Here is a 15,669-nt window from a genome sequence, read left to right on the forward strand (position 1 = left end):
CTGTTCACTTCAGGCTGCGCTTGCGCTCGATCAGCTGCATGATCAGCGGCGTCAGGATCAGCTGCATGGCCAGGTCCAGCTTCGCGCCCGGGCACACGATCGAATTGGCGCGCGACATCCAGCTCTGCGGCAGCATCGAGAGCAGATAGGGGAAGTCGATACCGCGCGGATTCTTGAAGCGGATCACCACCATCGATTCGTCCGGCGTCGGGATCCAGCGCGCGATGAATGGATTGGAGGTGTCCACGGTCGGGACGCGCTGGAAGTTGATGTCGGTCTCGGTGAATTGCGGACAGATGTAGTGGATGTAGTCGGGCATCCGCCGCAGGATGGTGTCGGTGACGGCCTCGGTCGAATAGCCGCGTGCGCTGCGGTCGCGGTGCAGCTTCTGGATCCATTCGAGATTGATGACGGGCACGACGCCGATCTTGAGGTCGGCATAGCGCGCGACGTTCACCTTATCGGTGACCACGGCGCCGTGCAGGCCCTCGTAGAACAGCAGGTCCGAATCCTCCGGCAGCTGCTTCCAGTCGGTGAAGGTGCCTGGTGCCGCGCCATGCAGCGCCGATTCCTCGGCGTCGTGGACGTAGTGCCGCGTCACCGCGGTGCCGGTCTCGCCGTAGTCGCGGAAGGCGCGCTCCAGCTCCTCGAACAAATTGGTCTCGGGGCTGAAATGGCTGAAATGCTTGTTGCCGCGCTCGGCCTCCTTCGCCATCTGCGCACGCATCTCGGCACGGTCGTAGCGGTGGAAGGCGTCGCCCTCGATGTAGACGGCGTTGACCTTCTCGCGGAAAAAGATCTGCTCGAAGGTCTTCTTGACGGAGGTGGTGCCGGCGCCGGAGGAACCGGTGATGGAAATGATCGGATGCTTTCTGGACATCGGCGCCTCGCTCAGAGCCGGAAGAATCCGCGCCGCGCGAACAGCGGCGCCGAGACGCTGGCGACCAGCAGCGGGTCGCAGTGCAGCTCCTCGGCGCGCCGCACCTCGTTGCTCGAGCCCATGATCAGCGGCACGCGCTGGTGCAGGTTTTGCGCCGACAGATCGAGGATGCGCTCGCGCCCGGTCGAGGCCGAGCCGCCGGCCTGCTCGATGATCATCGCCATCGGGTGCGCCTCGTAGGTCAGGCGCAGACGGCCGTCGCCGTAGCCGGGCCGCGCATCGGAAGGGTAGAGAAACACGCCGCCACGGGTGAGGATGCGATAAGCCTCCGCGACCAGCGACCCGATCCAGCGCATGTTGAAATCGTGGTTGGCGGGCCCGTCGACGCCGGCGAGGCATTCGTCGATGAAGGCGCGCACCGGCGGATCCCAATGCCGGCGGTTCGAGGCGTTGATCGCGAACTCCTCGCAGGCTTCGGCGATCTGCACGCCGCTGCGCGCGAAGCGGAAGCAGCCCGCCTTGCGATCGAGCGTGAAGATGTCGACGCCGTCGCCGAGCGTCAGCACCAGCGAGGTCTGCGGACCGTAGGTGACGAAGCCCGCCGCGAGCTGCGCCGAGCCGCGCTGCTGAAAGGCGAGTGAGAGATCATCGGGGGCCGGCAAGATCGAGAAGATCGTGCCGACGGTCATGTTGATGTCGATGTTGGAGGAGCCATCGAGCGGATCGATCGCGATGCAGATTCGCCCCTGACGATCGACGATCTGGGCCTCGCGCATCTCTTCCGACGCCAGCGCCGCGATCGGCAGCCGGCCGAGGCAGCGGCGCAGGATCGCGTCCGCCTGGACGTCGAGGTCGCGTTGGAGATCGCCGTCGCTGTTGCGCCCGGTGGTCAGGCCCGAGGCGTCGGCGAGATCGCCGCTGGCGATGAGATCGGCAATCTCGATCGCCCCGGCCGCGATAGCATCGACCGCGGCTGCCACGGCCAGCGCATACGGCGCGGTCTCGGAATACCGTTGAAGGTGGTCGTCCAGCCTGAGTTGCCCGGTCATCTGCGTCCATCCCTTTGCCGGTGCCGCATCCATTCCCTCCCGGTGGAGGCAGGTCGCAGTCAGTGCCGGCATCAGGAGATTGACAGGGGCCGCTTAATAAGGAAAATTTCTAATCATAATGAGCCTCAAAGAATTTTCTTATAATGGCGCCGGCCATGCAGCGGCCCAGCTCCGGCATCTGACGATCCGGCAACTGCGCTCGCTCGCGGCGCTCTCGGCCAAAGGCAGCGTGACGGCGGCGTCGAGCCATCTCGGGCTGACCCAGCCGGCCGTGACCCAGCAGCTGCGGCAGCTGCAGGACCTGGCCGGCCTGCCTCTGGTGCAGCGAACCGGCGACGGCATGCTCCTGACGGAAGCCGGCAGGGAGGTGCTGGCGCTGGCCGAACGGGTCGAAGCCGCGATCACCGATTGCCAGGGCGCGCTCGACCTGCTCGCGGGGCGGACCGGGGGCACCGTGCATCTGGGCGCGGTCTCGACCGCGAAATATTTCGTGCCGCATGCGATCGCGGCGTTTTCCAAGCGCTACCCCAAGATCGAGATCAAGCTCACCATCGGCAATCGCGAGGAGATCCGCGAGGCCATGCACGGCTACGACCTCGACTTCGCGGTAATGGGTCGGCCACCGGCCGACGTCACCGTCGACGTCCGCCAGCTCGGGCGCAACCCGCACATCATCGTCGCGCGCAAGGGCCATTGGCTGGAGAAGGATTCCGGCCTCAGCCTGACCGATCTCGTGCACGAGACCTTCCTCACCCGCGAGCCCGGCTCGGGCACGCGGACGCTGATGGAGGGCATGTTCCAGAAATCGGATCTCGAGCCGATCATCGGCATGGAGATGAGCAGCAACGAGACCATCAAGCAGGCGGTCATCGCCGGGCTCGGCATCGCCTTCATCTCGGCTCACACCGTGGCGCATGAGCTCGCCGAGGGCCGGCTCGTCGTGCTCGACGTCGCGGGCCTGCCGATCGTGCGGCAATGGTACGTGATCCGCCGCAGCGACAAGGTGCTGTTGCCGCCCGCGCAGGCGATGTTCGATTTTCTCGGCTCGGAAGGCTCGAACTATCTGCCTGATTTGCCCGAGCTAGGCGGACGATAGCCGGGCTTCGCTCAGCTCATCAGCTTCATGGCGAGCGTCGCCGCCAGCACCACGATGATCTGGAGCAGGCGCTCCGTCGTGAAGATGCGGTTGAAGGTGGTCATCGCGTGCCCCGGCCGACGTGCAGAATGTCTCGGCCGTTGCTAGCACAGAAGGATGCGGAGACAACTCCGTAGTTGCCCGTGGCGGTCGCGCCTTCGGCGAGCCGGTTCAGGGGCGCGCCGATGGCCGGCGATCAGGCCGCGAGCGGGGCGGCGTGGTCCGTGCGCGAGGCGAAATAGGCTTCCAGCTCCGACAGCGCCCGCGCCTCCCACTCGCTCGCCTGCTCCAGCAGCGACCAGCTCTGGCCCGGGCGGAACGCTGCGGTCTGGCGATAGAGCGATGCGATGCCGCGGTAGCGGCGCACGTTCTCCAGGATGGCGTGACCGTTCATGTCCGAAAACTCCCTCGTCATTCCCGCGGGAGAAACTGCGGCCAAATCTTTTTCGAAAAGTTAGCGGCGCGCGGCAAGTTCGCGGATGGTTGCCGGACTGTTGCTCGGGCGCAACGCGCGCGGCTCGATTTATTGCGGATTCGTTGCCGCGCTCTCGCCCGAAGGCTTCAGCCCGCCGCTTCTGACGATCGTCATCGTCGCGCGGCAGAGATCGGCAAGGCCGATCAGGAGGACGGCAAGAAGACAGAACAGGTTGATGGAATCGGCATGCGCGCTGGTCAGCGCATTGAGCTCGAAGAAGGGCGGGATGAACGCCCACCACACCAGCGGCACGGTGAGCAGCGCGGCGAATGCCGCCGCCGGTGCACCCGCCATCAGCGCAAGCACAAACAGGCCGGGCAGGAACGCTGCGAAATAGAACTTTGCGCCGAGCAGGACGCAGATGCCCTGAACCACGGCCGACACCGCGACGACGGCTAGTCCGAGCAGAAACGCCCGCCACGACCATGGCCGTACCCGCCGTGCGCCAAACAGCCCCGCACGTTTCATCAGCATCCCCCCTGCCGCCCGTTAACCAGGTGCGTTGCGACGAAAGTACTACAACCGCAACCAGTCCGCGAGATGGAAATTGCGTCATCGCGAGGTCGGCCGCACCGTTCCGGCGGCGGCCGCTACTCGGTCAGCGCGTAGAGCAACCCCGCGACAGGCAAAGCAAGGCCAATGGCCGATGCGAGCGTCCAGCCGCCCTGTGCGAACGCCCAGGCTCCGACCGCCGAGCCGACCGCGCCGGCGGCGAAGAACGTCGCCATGTAGAGACCATTGAGGCGACTGCGGTGCTCGTGCCCGAGCGCGAAGATGGCACGGAAGCCCAGCACCACATTGCCCTGGACGCCGACATCGATTGCAATCGCGGCCACCACCAGACAGGCGAGGTTCAGCATCGAGCCGGGAGCGCCGATGGAGGTCACGAGGAAGCCGACGGCCGTGAGCAGCATCGCGACCAGCGTCGCGATCCGGCTATGGCCGCGGTCCGCGAGGCGCCCGGCGATCGGTGCTGCGAACACGCCGGCGACGCCGGCCAGCGCGAACAGCGCGATGCCGCGCTGGGAGAAGCCGAACTCGCCGGCGAGCTGGAGCGGCGCCACCGTCCAGAACAGGGTGAAGGCGCCGAACAGGCTCGCCTGGTAGAGCGCGCGGCGCCGCAGCAGCGGCGTGGCCCGCACCAGATCCGGCATCGACAGCAGCAATTGGCCGTAATGCATCCGCGTGACCGGCTTGCGCTTCGGCAGCGTCATCCGGAGCACGGCTGCGAGCACGATCATCAGCGCAGCGGAGGCGAAGAACACTGCGTGCCACGACAGCAAGGCGGTGACGAAGCTCGACACCGGACGCGCCAGCATGATGCCGAGCATCAGGCCGGTCGAGACGTTGCCGACGACGCGGCCGCGGATGGCTTCAGGCGCCAGATGCGCCGCATAGGGGATGATGATCTGCACCGCGACCGAGCCGAGGCCGATGAACAGTGCGGCGAGCAGGAACGGCAGCGCATGGGTTGCGAACGCCGCGGCGAGCAGCGCCGCGGCGCCGAGCATGATCACCGAGCAGATCAGCGCGCGGTTCTCGACGAGATCGCCGAGCGGCACGATCAGCAGCAGCCCGGTGCCGTAGCCGATCTGCGTCATCGTCACGATCAGCCCGCTAGCTGCATGCGACAGGCCGAGCGCGGCGCTGATCGGGGCGATCAGCGGCTGCGCATAATAGATGTTGGCGGCGACCATGCCGCAGGCCGCGGCAAGCACGAAGGTAAGACGCTGCGATACCGCATCCGGCCCGGGTGCGGTCTCGATCGTGGCATTCATCGTCATTCGCATGGACTCCAGGTAAGGCGCAGGGAATGGCCATTAGGTAGGGTATAGGGAATGGTCATTCCCTATTCTGACAAAAAATTCAGGCGAGCAGCTTCATTGCGGCGCCGACGAGACGCCCTGCGTCGAGCGGCAGACGCGCCTTGCCGACGACGCGCATTCCCTGCGTGATGCAGAGCATCAGCCGCGCGGTGTCGTCGGCTAGGACATGGCGGGGGATCGAGCCATCGGCCTGTCCGGCGCGGATGAGGCCGGCGATGAAGCTCTCGTTGCTCGCGAGCTGTGTGCTGACGCGGGCACCCACGACCGGATCGAGCGCGGACAGTTCGACCGCGCTGCCGACCACGAGGCAGCCGCGCCGCCCCTCGATTCCCCGGGAGTGCTCGACATAGGACAGCAGCACGTTGCGGATTTGCTCGCGACCGTTTGCACCACGCGCCGCCGCGCTGCGGGTCTGCTGTTGGCGCAGGGCCGTGTAGCGCTCGAAGGCGGCGAGAAACACCGCATGCTTGTCGCGAAACGCCTTGTAGATGCTTCCCGTCGCGAGCCGCATCGCCGCAGTGAGGTCCCCGATCGAGGTGGCATGATAGCCGCGCTCGCGAAACACACGCACGGCGCGGTCGAGCGCGGTGTCCATGTCGAATTCCCGGGGACGGCCGGGCAGACGGGCGGCAGGCCGGGAGCGGCGGGCGGTCTTTTGCATTGCGGGATAATAGGGAATGAACGTTTCCAAATAAACACACGTGGTCGTGAAGGGAATCAATGACGAAGGAGAGAGCGTCACCCCCTGCGCGGCACCGGCGTCCCATCCGCCATGATCGTCACGCCCTTCCGCTCGACGATCACGCCGTAGGCGCGCGGCTGGCGGTGCACGTCGAAATTGAAGGTGGTGCGCTTGTAGCAACTGCAGAGATCGAGATCGCAGCGCGCCAGCGCGATCTCGTCGCCCTTTGTCGTGCAGGCCGCAATGATCTCGCCCGAGGGCGCGATGATGCAGCTGCCGCCGATGTGGTCGACGCCCTCCTCCACACCGGCCTTGGCGACCCCGACCACGAATGTGCCATTCTGATAGGCGCCGGCCTGCATCACCAGATGATTGTGGAACAGCGAGAGATCGTCATGCTCCGGCGCGGGCGGATTGTGCACGGGCGTGTTGTAGCCGATCAGCACCATCTCGACGCCCTGCAGGCCCATCACGCGATAGGTCTCGCTCCAGCGGCGGTCGTTGCAGATCGCCATGCCCATCACCCCGCCGAAGGCATCGACCACGCCGAAGCCGCTGCCGGGCTCGAAATAGCGCTTCTCCAGATGCTGGAATTCGCGCCACGGTTCGTGCTCTGCATGGCCGGGCAGATGCACCTTGCGATATTTCAGGACGATCGCGCCACTCTTGTCGACGAGGATGGACGTGTTGTAGCGCCTGACAATCCCGGCCTCGAGCGTCAGCTCGGCATAGCCGAGGCAGAAGCCGATGCCGAGCTCGCGGGCGAGATCGAACAGCGCCTGCGTCTCGGGACCCGGCATCTCGCGCTCGAAGAAGCTGTCGATCTCGGCCTGATCCTCGAAGTACCAGCGCGGAAAGAACGTGGTCAGGGCCAGCTCGGGATAGACGATCAGGTCGCAGCCGCAGGCCCGCGCCTCGCGCATCAACGCCATCAGCCGCGCCACCACCGCGGTCCTGGTCTCGCTCCTCGCGATCGGTCCGAGCTGGCCGGCTGCAATGGTCACAATTCTCGTCACGCGTCATCCTCATCTTTTTCGAGTGCGTCCGGCCCGAGCCTATCATCGCGCGCACAGGCCGCCTCGGCGCCCCCTACTGAGGGCACAATCAAATTCCGTCCCTGCGGGTATCATCGTGCGGCGCTGGGTGAGCACCAAACAAGAACTTCGTTGCCGATCTGCAACGGTTCCCCACCGTCTGAAGCCGGACAAAACAAACTCCCATTCCGGCCATGAACCGCTCTCACAAGGCCGTGAGACTATCAGGGGAACGACGATGCGTGCACAACGCGTTTGGAAAGTGAATGGGGCCGCCAGCATCGGGCAGCTTCAATCGAGACTGGACGATCTGAACAAGCGTCTCGGTCAGCTCGAAAACCAGCATCCGGACAGCTGGAAGCTCGAGGAGCTGAGATCGAGCGCGCTCAGCCTGTCGCGGGAGATCGACGACATCCGCTGCGCCGAAGCGACGGCGGCCTTGAGCGAGCTGCTGCGGAAATAGTCGGCCCGCCGATTCGCGCCGCGCAGGGAACCAAGCTCGGCGGCGGCCATTTCCATGCAAAGCACTTCGCGTCATGAAGAATTGGCGCTGCGAGGGATTTCGCATGACGTCCGACCCCGAGGAGCAGGTAAGGCTGCAAGGCTACGGCGAGATGACGCTGCGCACCGCCGTCGAAACCTTGATGCTGCTCGCGCCGCGCGAGCGGTCCGATGCGGCGATCTTTCGCGTCCGCGACGGCGTGCGCCTCGCGCAAAGCGAGATCGCCGAACTCGCATCACAATGGAGCATCGATCCCGCGCCTAGGGTGCGATCGCCGAAACTGGTCCCGGAGCAGCACTGGCAAGACATCGTCCGCGGCATGGTGCGCGACGCCCCGCTGCCGTCGCTGCTCGTGGCCTTTCTGGTCGGTGTGCTGGTGGCTCGCAGATGATGCGGGCTCGCGATGACGCGCTCACGTGAATGGAAATCGCGGCGTTCCGTGAAACCGGAGGAAACCTTCTTGCTCGCGAAATCGCGACCGTTCCGCGCGGAACGTCTCGAAGCAGGAGGGATTGATCTCCCGTTGAACCCGAACATGGAGACAACCATGACACGTACGAAACTCGTGAGCGTCGCCGCAACTCTGGCCGCGATTTTGCCGCTCGCAACTGCAAGCCCCAGCCTCGCTGCGGGACGCGGTCCCGGCCCGTGCACCCCACCAGCTGGAGAAGCAGTCGGCGCCGCTGGGCCCGCCATGAGCGGCGGCCAGTTGATGGCCGGCGTCGGCCAATGCCAGCGCATCGGCAGCAGTTGGCACCCCACCAACACCTACGGATATTGGGGTCCTGGTTACGGCTATGAAGGGCCTCGCTGGGGCACGTCAGCCTACGCACCCTACGAGGACTAGGGCCTCCACATAACAGCGTCACAGCGGCGCGGTCGCACGGCCGCGCCGCTGTCCTGCCCGGTTCGGCTCTGGGCCATGACCCGCCCTGCCACGCCCATAGCGGACATTGCCGGTTGTCCCGCTGCCGAGTGGCATGCACGTCAAATACTTCGCCAAGGCGGCCTCGGTTGAAAGCGGGCTTTGAGGCTTTCAACAAAATGCGAAACACGAGCTGAGACCCCGCGACGCGTTGGTACCAAAGCCAGAATATCGGCGCCTTCGAATTCATATTCACGAAACAGCCGACGCAGCTCGCCCCTCTTAACGGATGGCGCCACGTCCCATTCGGACCTGAGTGCGATGCCCAACCCTGCAATAGCCCACTCGCGAACGACCTCACCATTGTTGCTCGTGAGTGCCGGAGTTATTCGAAGCGCTTCTGATCGCCTGGATGATGCGTGGCTGCTCTTGTAGCGCCACAGCGTCACGTCCTCTTCGTTTTCGCGAACGGAGAGACATGCATGCTGCGCCAGGTCGCGAGGATGTGACGGCGTTCCGCGTCGTCGAAGATAGTCGGGACTGGCGCACACCCAGCGCGCGTTGCGGGCAAGAAGATGAGCGATCCACGAGGAATCCCGGACTGTCCCAATATGGATGACGACGTCAGCTTCGACATTGCTGTTCCACGGCGTTTCGGAAAGATCCAGCGTTGCACGCACCTGTGGGTAGTCGCGAATGAATGCCGCCATGACGGGCGCGACATGAATCCTGCCAAAGCCGAACGGCGCGACAACCCTTAGGGGGCCGGCAAATACGCCGCCGCTGAGACTGTTCCCGAGATCATCGATGCGCGCCAACAGAGACTGGGCTTCATGAACGAGTTGTTCGCCTTCCGGCGTGAAGCGCAGCCCTCGGGAGTTGCGGACGACAAGATTGATCCCGAGAACGGCCTCCAGTTTTTTCAATCGCATGGAAAGCGCCGGCGGCGTGACATCGAGCGCCCTCGCTGCCCCGCTTAGCGAGCCGGTTCGGCTCAGGGCGACCACGAACCGAAAATCCTCAAGCGCAATCATTCAATTTTCCTGAATGGAAGAGACAATCATACTTAAATACAACTGATCACGAAAGTGATAGAAGTTTGACAATGACCATGCCCCGCGCCGTTCTTTTCGATCTTCTCACGGCGCTCCTCGATTCTTGGAGCGTCTGGAATGCCGCCGCCGGATCCGAAACATCGGGCCGAGCCTGGAGGGCCGAGTATCTCCGCCTGACGTATGGTTGCGGGAGGTATGTTCCGTATGAGAGTCTGGTCCGCCAGGCTGCGCGCGCAACCGGTCTCGCGCCGTCGACGGCAGACGCCCTCGAAGCAAATTGGATGTCCCTCCCGGTCTGGAGCGGGGCGCAGGCTGCGCTAGACCAGTTGGCAGGACGCGCGCGCCTGGCAGTCGTGACCAATTGCTCGACGCGCCTTGGACGAATGGCCGCCGCCCGCCTCCGCACACAATGGGATGTCGTGATCACCGCGGAAGAGGCCGGCTTCTATAAGCCCGACACCCGCCCCTATCGTCTTGCGTTGGACATGCTGGGCGTGTCGGCCGCGGACGCAGCGTTTGTCGCAGGCTCCGGCTACGACCTCATCGGCACCTCAGCCGTCGGGCTGCGCACCTACTGGCACAATCGCGTGGGCTTGGCTCGTCCGGAGGGCGCGCCGGCAGCCGAGAAAGAATCTCCGAACCTCGACGACCTCGTTCCGTGGCTGGAGGACTTTTCATGATATCTCGCACGTTGGCCGCCATCTTCGCAGTCGGATTGAACATCTCTGCGGCAACGGCTCAGGAGTTTCCCGAGAGGCAATTGACGCTGATCGTTCCGTTTCCCGCCGGTGGCCCGAGCGATGCACTTGGCCGGGCGGTGGCTCAAGCCATGGCCGCCCACTTGAAGCAATCGATCATCGTGGAAAATGTTGGCGGCGCCAGCGGCACCATCGGCCTAACCAAATTGCTAAAGGCGCCTGCGGATGGATATTCGCTCGGGTTTGGCACCATCGGCACACATGTCGCCAATGTCGCGTTCTACAAGCGCCTTCCTTACGACCCAACCGCCGACTTCGAGCCTGTGGGGCTCGCAGGGATGGCTTCCACACTTCTTGTCGCGAAGTCGGACCTGCCGGCATCCAATCTACATGAGTTCGTCACCTATGCCCGTGCCAACCGCGATAAACTCACCTATGGCAGCGCTGGCGTCGGATCGATTTCGCACTATGCCTGCGTTCTGCTGCTGTCAAACCTGAAACTGAACATCACCCATGTTCCCTATCGCGGCGTTGCCCCAGCGATGAACGACCTCATGGGTGGTCACGTCGACTTCATGTGTGACCAGACCACCACGGCGCTACCTCAAGTGCTCGGCGGAACGATCAAGGCAATCGCGGCGCTGAGTGATCAACCCCTGCCGCAGGCGCCTCAAATATCCACTGCGGCAGCGGCCGGCTTTCCGGGCGTGAAACTCCGCTCCTGGAACGCGATCTTCGTGCGGAGGGGAACGCCCGTTCCGGTGCGTCAGAAACTAAACGACGCCTTGCGCGCAGCACTTGCCGACCCGGATGTCGTGCGGCAAATGACGGCGGTTGGTGTCGAACTGCCACGGGGAGCGGATCTCGAGCCCGGCGCCGTCAGCGCGCTGATCGCCGAAGGGCTGGAGCACGACGTGCCAGTGCTGCGCGCCAAGGGCGAATATCTGGACTAAGCATGACATCTTTCTCCGACATCGAAACGCCCGCTGCCATCGTCGACGTCGTGCGCATGCAGCGTAATATCGCCCGCATGCAGGACCGGATGAGCGCCTTGGGCGTCAGTTTCCGTCCCCACGTCAAGACGACCAAATGCTTCGCTGTTGCGGACAGGCAGCGCGCCGCGGGCTCGAACGGCATCACCGTCTCGACCCTGCGCGAAGCCGAGGAGTTTTTTGCTGCGGGCTACGACGACATCCTCTACGCCGTCTGCATCGCGCCGCACCGGCTCGGCCGGGCTCAGCGACTGCGTGATCGGGGCTGCCGCCTCAAGATTCTGGTCGACTCGGTCGAGGCTGCGCAGGCCGTCGTCGAGGCGCAGTCCCATAGCGATCCTTTCCACGTCCTGCTCGAGGTCGACACTGACGGGCACCGATCGGGTGTAGGCCCCGAGGATGAGCGTCTCATCGAGATCGGTCGCATTCTTCACACCGGCGGCGCCACACTTCGCGGCGTGCTGACTCATGCCGGAAACTCCTATGAGCTCGACGAGCCCGGGGCCCTGGAGCGCTTGGCGGAGCAGGAGCGTGCCTTGAGCGTTCGCGCGGCCGAACGGCTTCGCGCTGCCGGCCTTCGGTGCCCGGTCGTGAGCGTCGGATCGACCCCGACAGCGCTGTCCGCCCGCGCCTTGGACGGCGTTACGGAAGTGCGCTGCGGCGTGTACGTGTTCTTCGATCTATTCATGACGAATGTCGGCGTCTGCGCGTTCGACGATATTGCCCTTTCCGTGCTGACGACCGTGGTCGGCCATCAGTCGGAGAAAGGCTGGATTATCGTCGATGCCGGATGGATGGCGATGAGCCGAGACCGCGGCACTGCTCGTCAGCGCCATGATTACGGATACGGGATCGCATGCGATTTAGGGGGGCGCCCCCTCAAGGAAGACTTGGTGATGATCGCAGCAAATCAGGAACACGGAATCCTTGCCGTAAGAGACGGTTCTGTCATCTCTCTTGAAAATTGCTTTCCGATTGGCACACGACTTCGAATACTCCCGAATCACGCCTGTGCGACCGGAGCTCAATTCTCCGAATATTATGCCGCCACGGACAACGGCATTGAAAGATGGCAGAGGTTTAATGGCTGGTGACATTGCCTGCCTAGAATCCTCACGCAGTGGCAGCGACCTGGCCCCAAGCGGGTGTCGATAGGGAGGCCGCGCGCAGGCTTGGAATGAGCGTAGAGAAGTTGGAAGCCAACGACGGCCTTCACCATCCGGATGAAGAGGCGGCAGGCGTTCGCCTTATCTGCTCCTCGACGCCCTTGGCATAAGCCTTGGGAGCGACAGGCATGGCTGCCGTGCCTGAAATCATTGCGCATTTCATTGCGCAGGAAAAACATAGAAACTATAAGTACTTGGAAGAATGGTCGGAGTGGCAGGATTCGAACCTGCGACCCCTGCGTCCCGAACGCAGTGCTCTACCGGGCTGAGCCACACTCCGACAAGAAGGCGGCTTATAGCGTCGGGCTTGACGCACTGCAAGCGGCCGAGATGAGGAATTTTATCCCTGTGAAAACGGGTGTCGAAACGCTGATATTGCCGGCCGGCGAGGCCGGCGCGGAAGCCGCCGCCCGGCGACTTGCGGCCGGCGGGCTGGTCGCATTCCCGACCGAGACGGTTTATGGGCTCGGGGCGGATGCTGCCAATGCGGTCGCGATCGCCCATCTCTACGCCGCCAAGGGCCGGCCGGCGTTCAATCCGCTGATCGCGCATGTCGCGGACCTCAAAGCCGCGCGGCGGATCGGGCGGTTCGATGCGCGCGCGCTGGCGCTCGCGGAGGCGTTCTGGCCGGGGCCGCTGACGCTGGTGGTGCCCAAGACCGAGGACTGCCCGGTGGCGGATCTCGCCACGGCCGGCCTCGACACGGTGGCGATCCGCATCCCCGCCCATCCCGTCGCGCAGGCGATCCTGCGCGCCTTCGGCGGCGCCGTGGTGGCGCCCTCGGCCAACATCTCCGGCCACGTCTCGCCGACGCTGGCCGCCCATGTCGAGAGCGACCTTGCCGGGCGGATCGACCTGATCATCGACGCCGGACCTGTTATGGTCGGCGTGGAATCGACGATCATCGGCTGCTTCGACGCGCCGATGCTGCTTCGTCCCGGCGGGCTATCGCGCGAGCGGATCGAGGCTGTGCTGGGCGCGAAGCTGGCGCGGCCGCCGGTGGAGGCTGACAGCGACGACAGCCAGCCGCTGGCCCCGGGCATGCTGGCCTCGCATTACGCGCCGCGCGCCCTTGTGCGGCTCAACGCACGCGAGGTCGCGCCGGGCGATGCGCTGCTGGCGTTCGGCCCGGAGCGCCTGCCCGGGCTTGACGCCGCCTCGGCCGTCATGAATTTGTCGCCCACCGCCGATCTCGATGAAGCCGCCGCCAATCTGTTCGGCTATCTTCGCAGCCTCGACGCGAAAGCGCCGCGGGCGATTGCGGTGATGCCGATTCCCGAAGATGGTCTGGGCGAGGCGATCAACGACCGGCTGCGCCGCGCCGCGGTGGCGCGTTGAAGCAAGAGACGAGGACATGAACATCAACAAGCCTGCCACCCCGCCGCTTGCGCCCGAATTGATCGAGCAATTCCGCAAGATCGTCGGCGACCGCCACGCCATCACCGACCCGACTGATATCGAGCCTTACGTCACCGAGGAGCGCAATCTGTTCCACGGCCGCTCACCGCTGGTGCTGCGCCCGGGCTCGACGGCGGAGGTTTCCGCGATCTGCAAGCTCGCCTCCGCGCACAACATCGCGCTGGTGCCGCAGGGCGGCAACACCGGGCTCGTCGGCGGCCAGACGCCGCACAATGGCGAGGTGGTGGTGTCGCTGCGCCGGCTCGACAAGATCCGCGAAGTTGATACCGCCTCCAACACCATGACGTGTGAGGCCGGCGTGGTGCTGCAGATCGCGCAAGCCAAGGCCTCCGAGGTCGACCGGCTGTTTCCGCTGTCGTTAGGGGCCGAAGGCAGTTGCACCATCGGCGGCAATCTCTCGACCAATGCCGGCGGCACCGCGGCGCTCGCCTATGGCGTCGCGCGCGAGATGGCGCTGGGCCTGGAAGTGGTGCTCGCCGACGGGCGCGTGCTCAATTCGCTGTCGAAGCTGAAGAAGGACAACACCGGTTACAATCTGCACAACCTCTTCATCGGCGCCGAAGGCACGCTCGGCATCATCACCGCGGCGACGCTGAAACTGTTTCCGAAGCCACGGGCGATCGAAACCGCCTTCGTCGGGCTGAAATCGCCGGCGGCGGCGCTGAAGCTGCTCACCATCGCGCAAGGCGAAGCCGCCAACGCGCTGACGAGCTTCGAGCTGCTGTCGGAGCTGGCGGTGGATTTCTCGGTCCGCCACGGCATCGACGTGCGCGATCCGCTCGCAGAGAAGCATCCCTGGTACGTGCTGATGGAATTGTCATCGCCGAGCGAGGATGCCCGCACGCCGCTGGAGATGATCCTCGGCCGTGCCATGGAGGAGGAGATCGTCGACGACGCCGTGATCGCGGCGAGCCTCGCCCAGCGCGGCGCGTTCTGGAAGCTGCGCGACGAGATGTCGGCGGCGCAGAAGCCGGAAGGCGGCTCGATCAAGCACGACATCTCCGTCCCGGTTGCGGCCGTGCCCGAATTCATCGCGGAAGCCGATGCGGCCGTGGTGAACCTGATCCCCGGCGCGCGGCCGGTGCCGTTCGGCCATCTCGGCGACGGCAATCTGCACTACAACGTCAGCCAGCCAATCGGCGCCGACACCGCCGACTTTCTGGCGCGCTGGCATGATGTGAACGCGGTGGTTTTCGAGATCGTGCTGCGCATGGGCGGCTCGATCTCCGCCGAGCACGGCATCGGCGTGCTCAAGCGCGACGAGCTTCCGCAAGTGAAGGACAAGACCGCGATCGAGCTGATGCGTTCCATCAAGGCCATGCTCGATCCGCTCGGCATCATGAATCCGGGGAAGGTGCTGTGAGCTCTTCCCTTGCGATCGATGCGATCACCGACCCCGATGTCGAGGCCGTGGTCGCGCTGTGGCAGCGCTGCGGCCTGACGCGGCCCTGGAACGATCCGCATGCCGACATCGCACTGGCGCGGCGGCGCGACAATTCCACCGTGCTGCTCGGCCGCGACAATGGCGCGATCGTCGCCACCGTGATGGTCGGCCATGACGGCCATCGCGGCTGGGTCTATTACGTCGCCGTCGATCCCAGCTGTCAGAAGCGTGGCCATGGCCGCATTATCATGGCGGCGGCCGAGGACTGGCTGCGAAGCGCCGGGATTTCGAAGCTGCAGCTTCTGGTCCGGCGCGAGAACGCGCAGGCCAACGCGTTCTATGGCTCGCTGGGTTTCGAACTGTCGACATCCGTGATGTTCCAGAAGTGGCTCGACGGCCGCGCGACAACGCCAAGCAATTGAGTTCGGGATGCGGCCGCGAACGCAACTGCGCCCCCTCGCCCCGTTCTTACGGGGAGAGGGTTGGGGTGAGGGGCCTCTCTCCGCA

At 64.8% G+C, this 15,669-nt stretch carries 18 protein-coding genes and 1 tRNA gene; 10 read left to right on the forward strand and 9 right to left on the reverse strand.

The genetic code is table 11. The features are described 5' to 3' along the window. Window positions 1-4: 4 nt before the first annotated feature. Window positions 5-880, reverse strand: a complete 876-nt coding sequence (locus ACM43_RS21080) for a phosphoribulokinase (protein ID WP_036003856.1) — start codon at window positions 878-880, stop codon at window positions 5-7. Window positions 881-891: 11 nt separating this feature from the next. Continuing rightward, window positions 892-1,929, reverse strand: a complete 1,038-nt coding sequence (locus ACM43_RS21085; protein WP_271542590.1) for a class 1 fructose-bisphosphatase — start codon at window positions 1,927-1,929, stop codon at window positions 892-894. 118 nt (window positions 1,930-2,047) lie between these two features. On the opposite strand from ACM43_RS21085, the gene ACM43_RS21090 reads away from it, so the two are divergent. Continuing rightward, window positions 2,048-3,025, forward strand: coding sequence for a LysR family transcriptional regulator (locus ACM43_RS21090; protein ID WP_036038207.1), 978 nt, complete (start codon window positions 2,048-2,050; stop codon window positions 3,023-3,025). A 235-nt stretch (window positions 3,026-3,260) separates the two neighbouring features. On the opposite strand, the gene ACM43_RS21095 is transcribed toward ACM43_RS21090, so the two are convergent. The 5 genes from ACM43_RS21095 to ACM43_RS21115 form a co-directional block, all read right to left on the reverse strand. Next, a complete protein-coding gene (locus ACM43_RS21095) occupies window positions 3,261-3,458 on the reverse strand; it encodes a hypothetical protein (protein WP_157286986.1) in 198 nt (65 codons plus the stop codon). Between the two features lie 129 nt (window positions 3,459-3,587). After that, the gene (locus ACM43_RS21100) at window positions 3,588-4,007 is read right to left on the reverse strand and encodes a DUF4118 domain-containing protein (protein WP_157286987.1); all 420 of its coding nucleotides are present in this window, start codon (window positions 4,005-4,007) and stop codon (window positions 3,588-3,590) included. Window positions 4,008-4,129: 122 nt separating this feature from the next. Next, on the reverse strand, window positions 4,130-5,323 hold the full coding sequence (locus tag ACM43_RS21105; RefSeq protein WP_271542594.1) for an MFS transporter: 1,194 nt from the start codon (window positions 5,321-5,323) through the stop codon (window positions 4,130-4,132). An 82-nt stretch (window positions 5,324-5,405) separates the two neighbouring features. Further along, entirely contained in the window at window positions 5,406-6,026 is a 621-nt protein-coding gene (locus tag ACM43_RS21110; protein ID WP_404546287.1) for a TetR/AcrR family transcriptional regulator, read from the reverse strand. Between the two features lie 77 nt (window positions 6,027-6,103). Beyond that, the gene (locus ACM43_RS21115; RefSeq protein ID WP_271542598.1) at window positions 6,104-7,063 is read right to left on the reverse strand and encodes an N-carbamoyl-D-amino-acid hydrolase; all 960 of its coding nucleotides are present in this window, start codon (window positions 7,061-7,063) and stop codon (window positions 6,104-6,106) included. Between the two features lie 127 nt (window positions 7,064-7,190). Between ACM43_RS21115 and ACM43_RS21120 the strand changes: the two genes are divergently transcribed. The 3 genes from ACM43_RS21120 to ACM43_RS21130 all read left to right on the forward strand — a co-directional run bounded on the left by ACM43_RS21120 (window position 7,191) and on the right by ACM43_RS21130 (window position 8,430). Further along, entirely contained in the window at window positions 7,191-7,544 is a 354-nt protein-coding gene (locus ACM43_RS21120) for a hypothetical protein (RefSeq protein ID WP_271542600.1), read from the forward strand. Window positions 7,545-7,647: 103 nt separating this feature from the next. Further along, window positions 7,648-7,974: a hypothetical protein gene (locus tag ACM43_RS21125; RefSeq protein WP_157286989.1), complete on the forward strand. Its 327-nt coding sequence runs from the start codon at window positions 7,648-7,650 to the stop codon at window positions 7,972-7,974. A 156-nt stretch (window positions 7,975-8,130) separates the two neighbouring features. Next, entirely contained in the window at window positions 8,131-8,430 is a 300-nt protein-coding gene (locus ACM43_RS21130; RefSeq protein ID WP_271542602.1) for a hypothetical protein, read from the forward strand. Window positions 8,431-8,570: 140 nt separating this feature from the next. Here the strand turns inward: ACM43_RS21130 and ACM43_RS21135 are convergent, their stop codons facing one another. Further along, window positions 8,571-9,482, reverse strand: a complete 912-nt coding sequence (locus tag ACM43_RS21135; protein WP_271542604.1) for a LysR family transcriptional regulator — start codon at window positions 9,480-9,482, stop codon at window positions 8,571-8,573. A gap of 71 nt (window positions 9,483-9,553) precedes the next feature. Between ACM43_RS21135 and ACM43_RS21140 the strand changes: the two genes are divergently transcribed. The 3 genes from ACM43_RS21140 to ACM43_RS21150 are packed head-to-tail and all read left to right on the forward strand — an operon-like array spanning window position 9,554 to window position 12,287. Beyond that, on the forward strand, window positions 9,554-10,183 hold the full coding sequence (locus ACM43_RS21140; protein ID WP_271542605.1) for an HAD-IA family hydrolase: 630 nt from the start codon (window positions 9,554-9,556) through the stop codon (window positions 10,181-10,183). 11 nt (window positions 10,184-10,194) lie between these two features. Further along, window positions 10,195-11,154 (forward strand): tripartite tricarboxylate transporter substrate-binding protein, encoded by a 960-nt coding sequence (locus tag ACM43_RS21145; protein WP_271542607.1) that lies wholly within the window; start codon window positions 10,195-10,197, stop codon window positions 11,152-11,154. Window positions 11,155-11,156: 2 nt separating this feature from the next. Beyond that, window positions 11,157-12,287, forward strand: coding sequence for a DSD1 family PLP-dependent enzyme (locus ACM43_RS21150; RefSeq protein WP_271542609.1), 1,131 nt, complete (start codon window positions 11,157-11,159; stop codon window positions 12,285-12,287). A 275-nt stretch (window positions 12,288-12,562) separates the two neighbouring features. On the opposite strand, the gene ACM43_RS21155 is transcribed toward ACM43_RS21150, so the two are convergent. Next, window positions 12,563-12,639, reverse strand: a tRNA-Pro gene (locus ACM43_RS21155). Window positions 12,640-12,689: 50 nt separating this feature from the next. Between ACM43_RS21155 and ACM43_RS21160 the strand changes: the two genes are divergently transcribed. From ACM43_RS21160 to ACM43_RS21170, 3 genes are read left to right on the forward strand one after another with little or no spacing between them, the layout of a single operon-like run. Next, window positions 12,690-13,697, forward strand: coding sequence for an L-threonylcarbamoyladenylate synthase (locus ACM43_RS21160; RefSeq protein ID WP_271542611.1), 1,008 nt, complete (start codon window positions 12,690-12,692; stop codon window positions 13,695-13,697). A 16-nt stretch (window positions 13,698-13,713) separates the two neighbouring features. Further along, window positions 13,714-15,141: an FAD-binding oxidoreductase gene (locus tag ACM43_RS21165; RefSeq protein WP_271542613.1), complete on the forward strand. Its 1,428-nt coding sequence runs from the start codon at window positions 13,714-13,716 to the stop codon at window positions 15,139-15,141. Then, window positions 15,138-15,584 (forward strand): GNAT family acetyltransferase, encoded by a 447-nt coding sequence (locus ACM43_RS21170; RefSeq protein ID WP_271542614.1) that lies wholly within the window; start codon window positions 15,138-15,140, stop codon window positions 15,582-15,584. The genes ACM43_RS21165 and ACM43_RS21170 overlap by 4 nt, the downstream gene beginning before the upstream one ends. Window positions 15,585-15,669 lie beyond the last annotated feature (85 nt).

It is taken from the genome of Bradyrhizobium sp. CCBAU 45321, from assembly GCF_028128975.1.
Taxonomy (GTDB): domain Bacteria; phylum Pseudomonadota; class Alphaproteobacteria; order Rhizobiales; family Xanthobacteraceae; genus Bradyrhizobium; species Bradyrhizobium yuanmingense.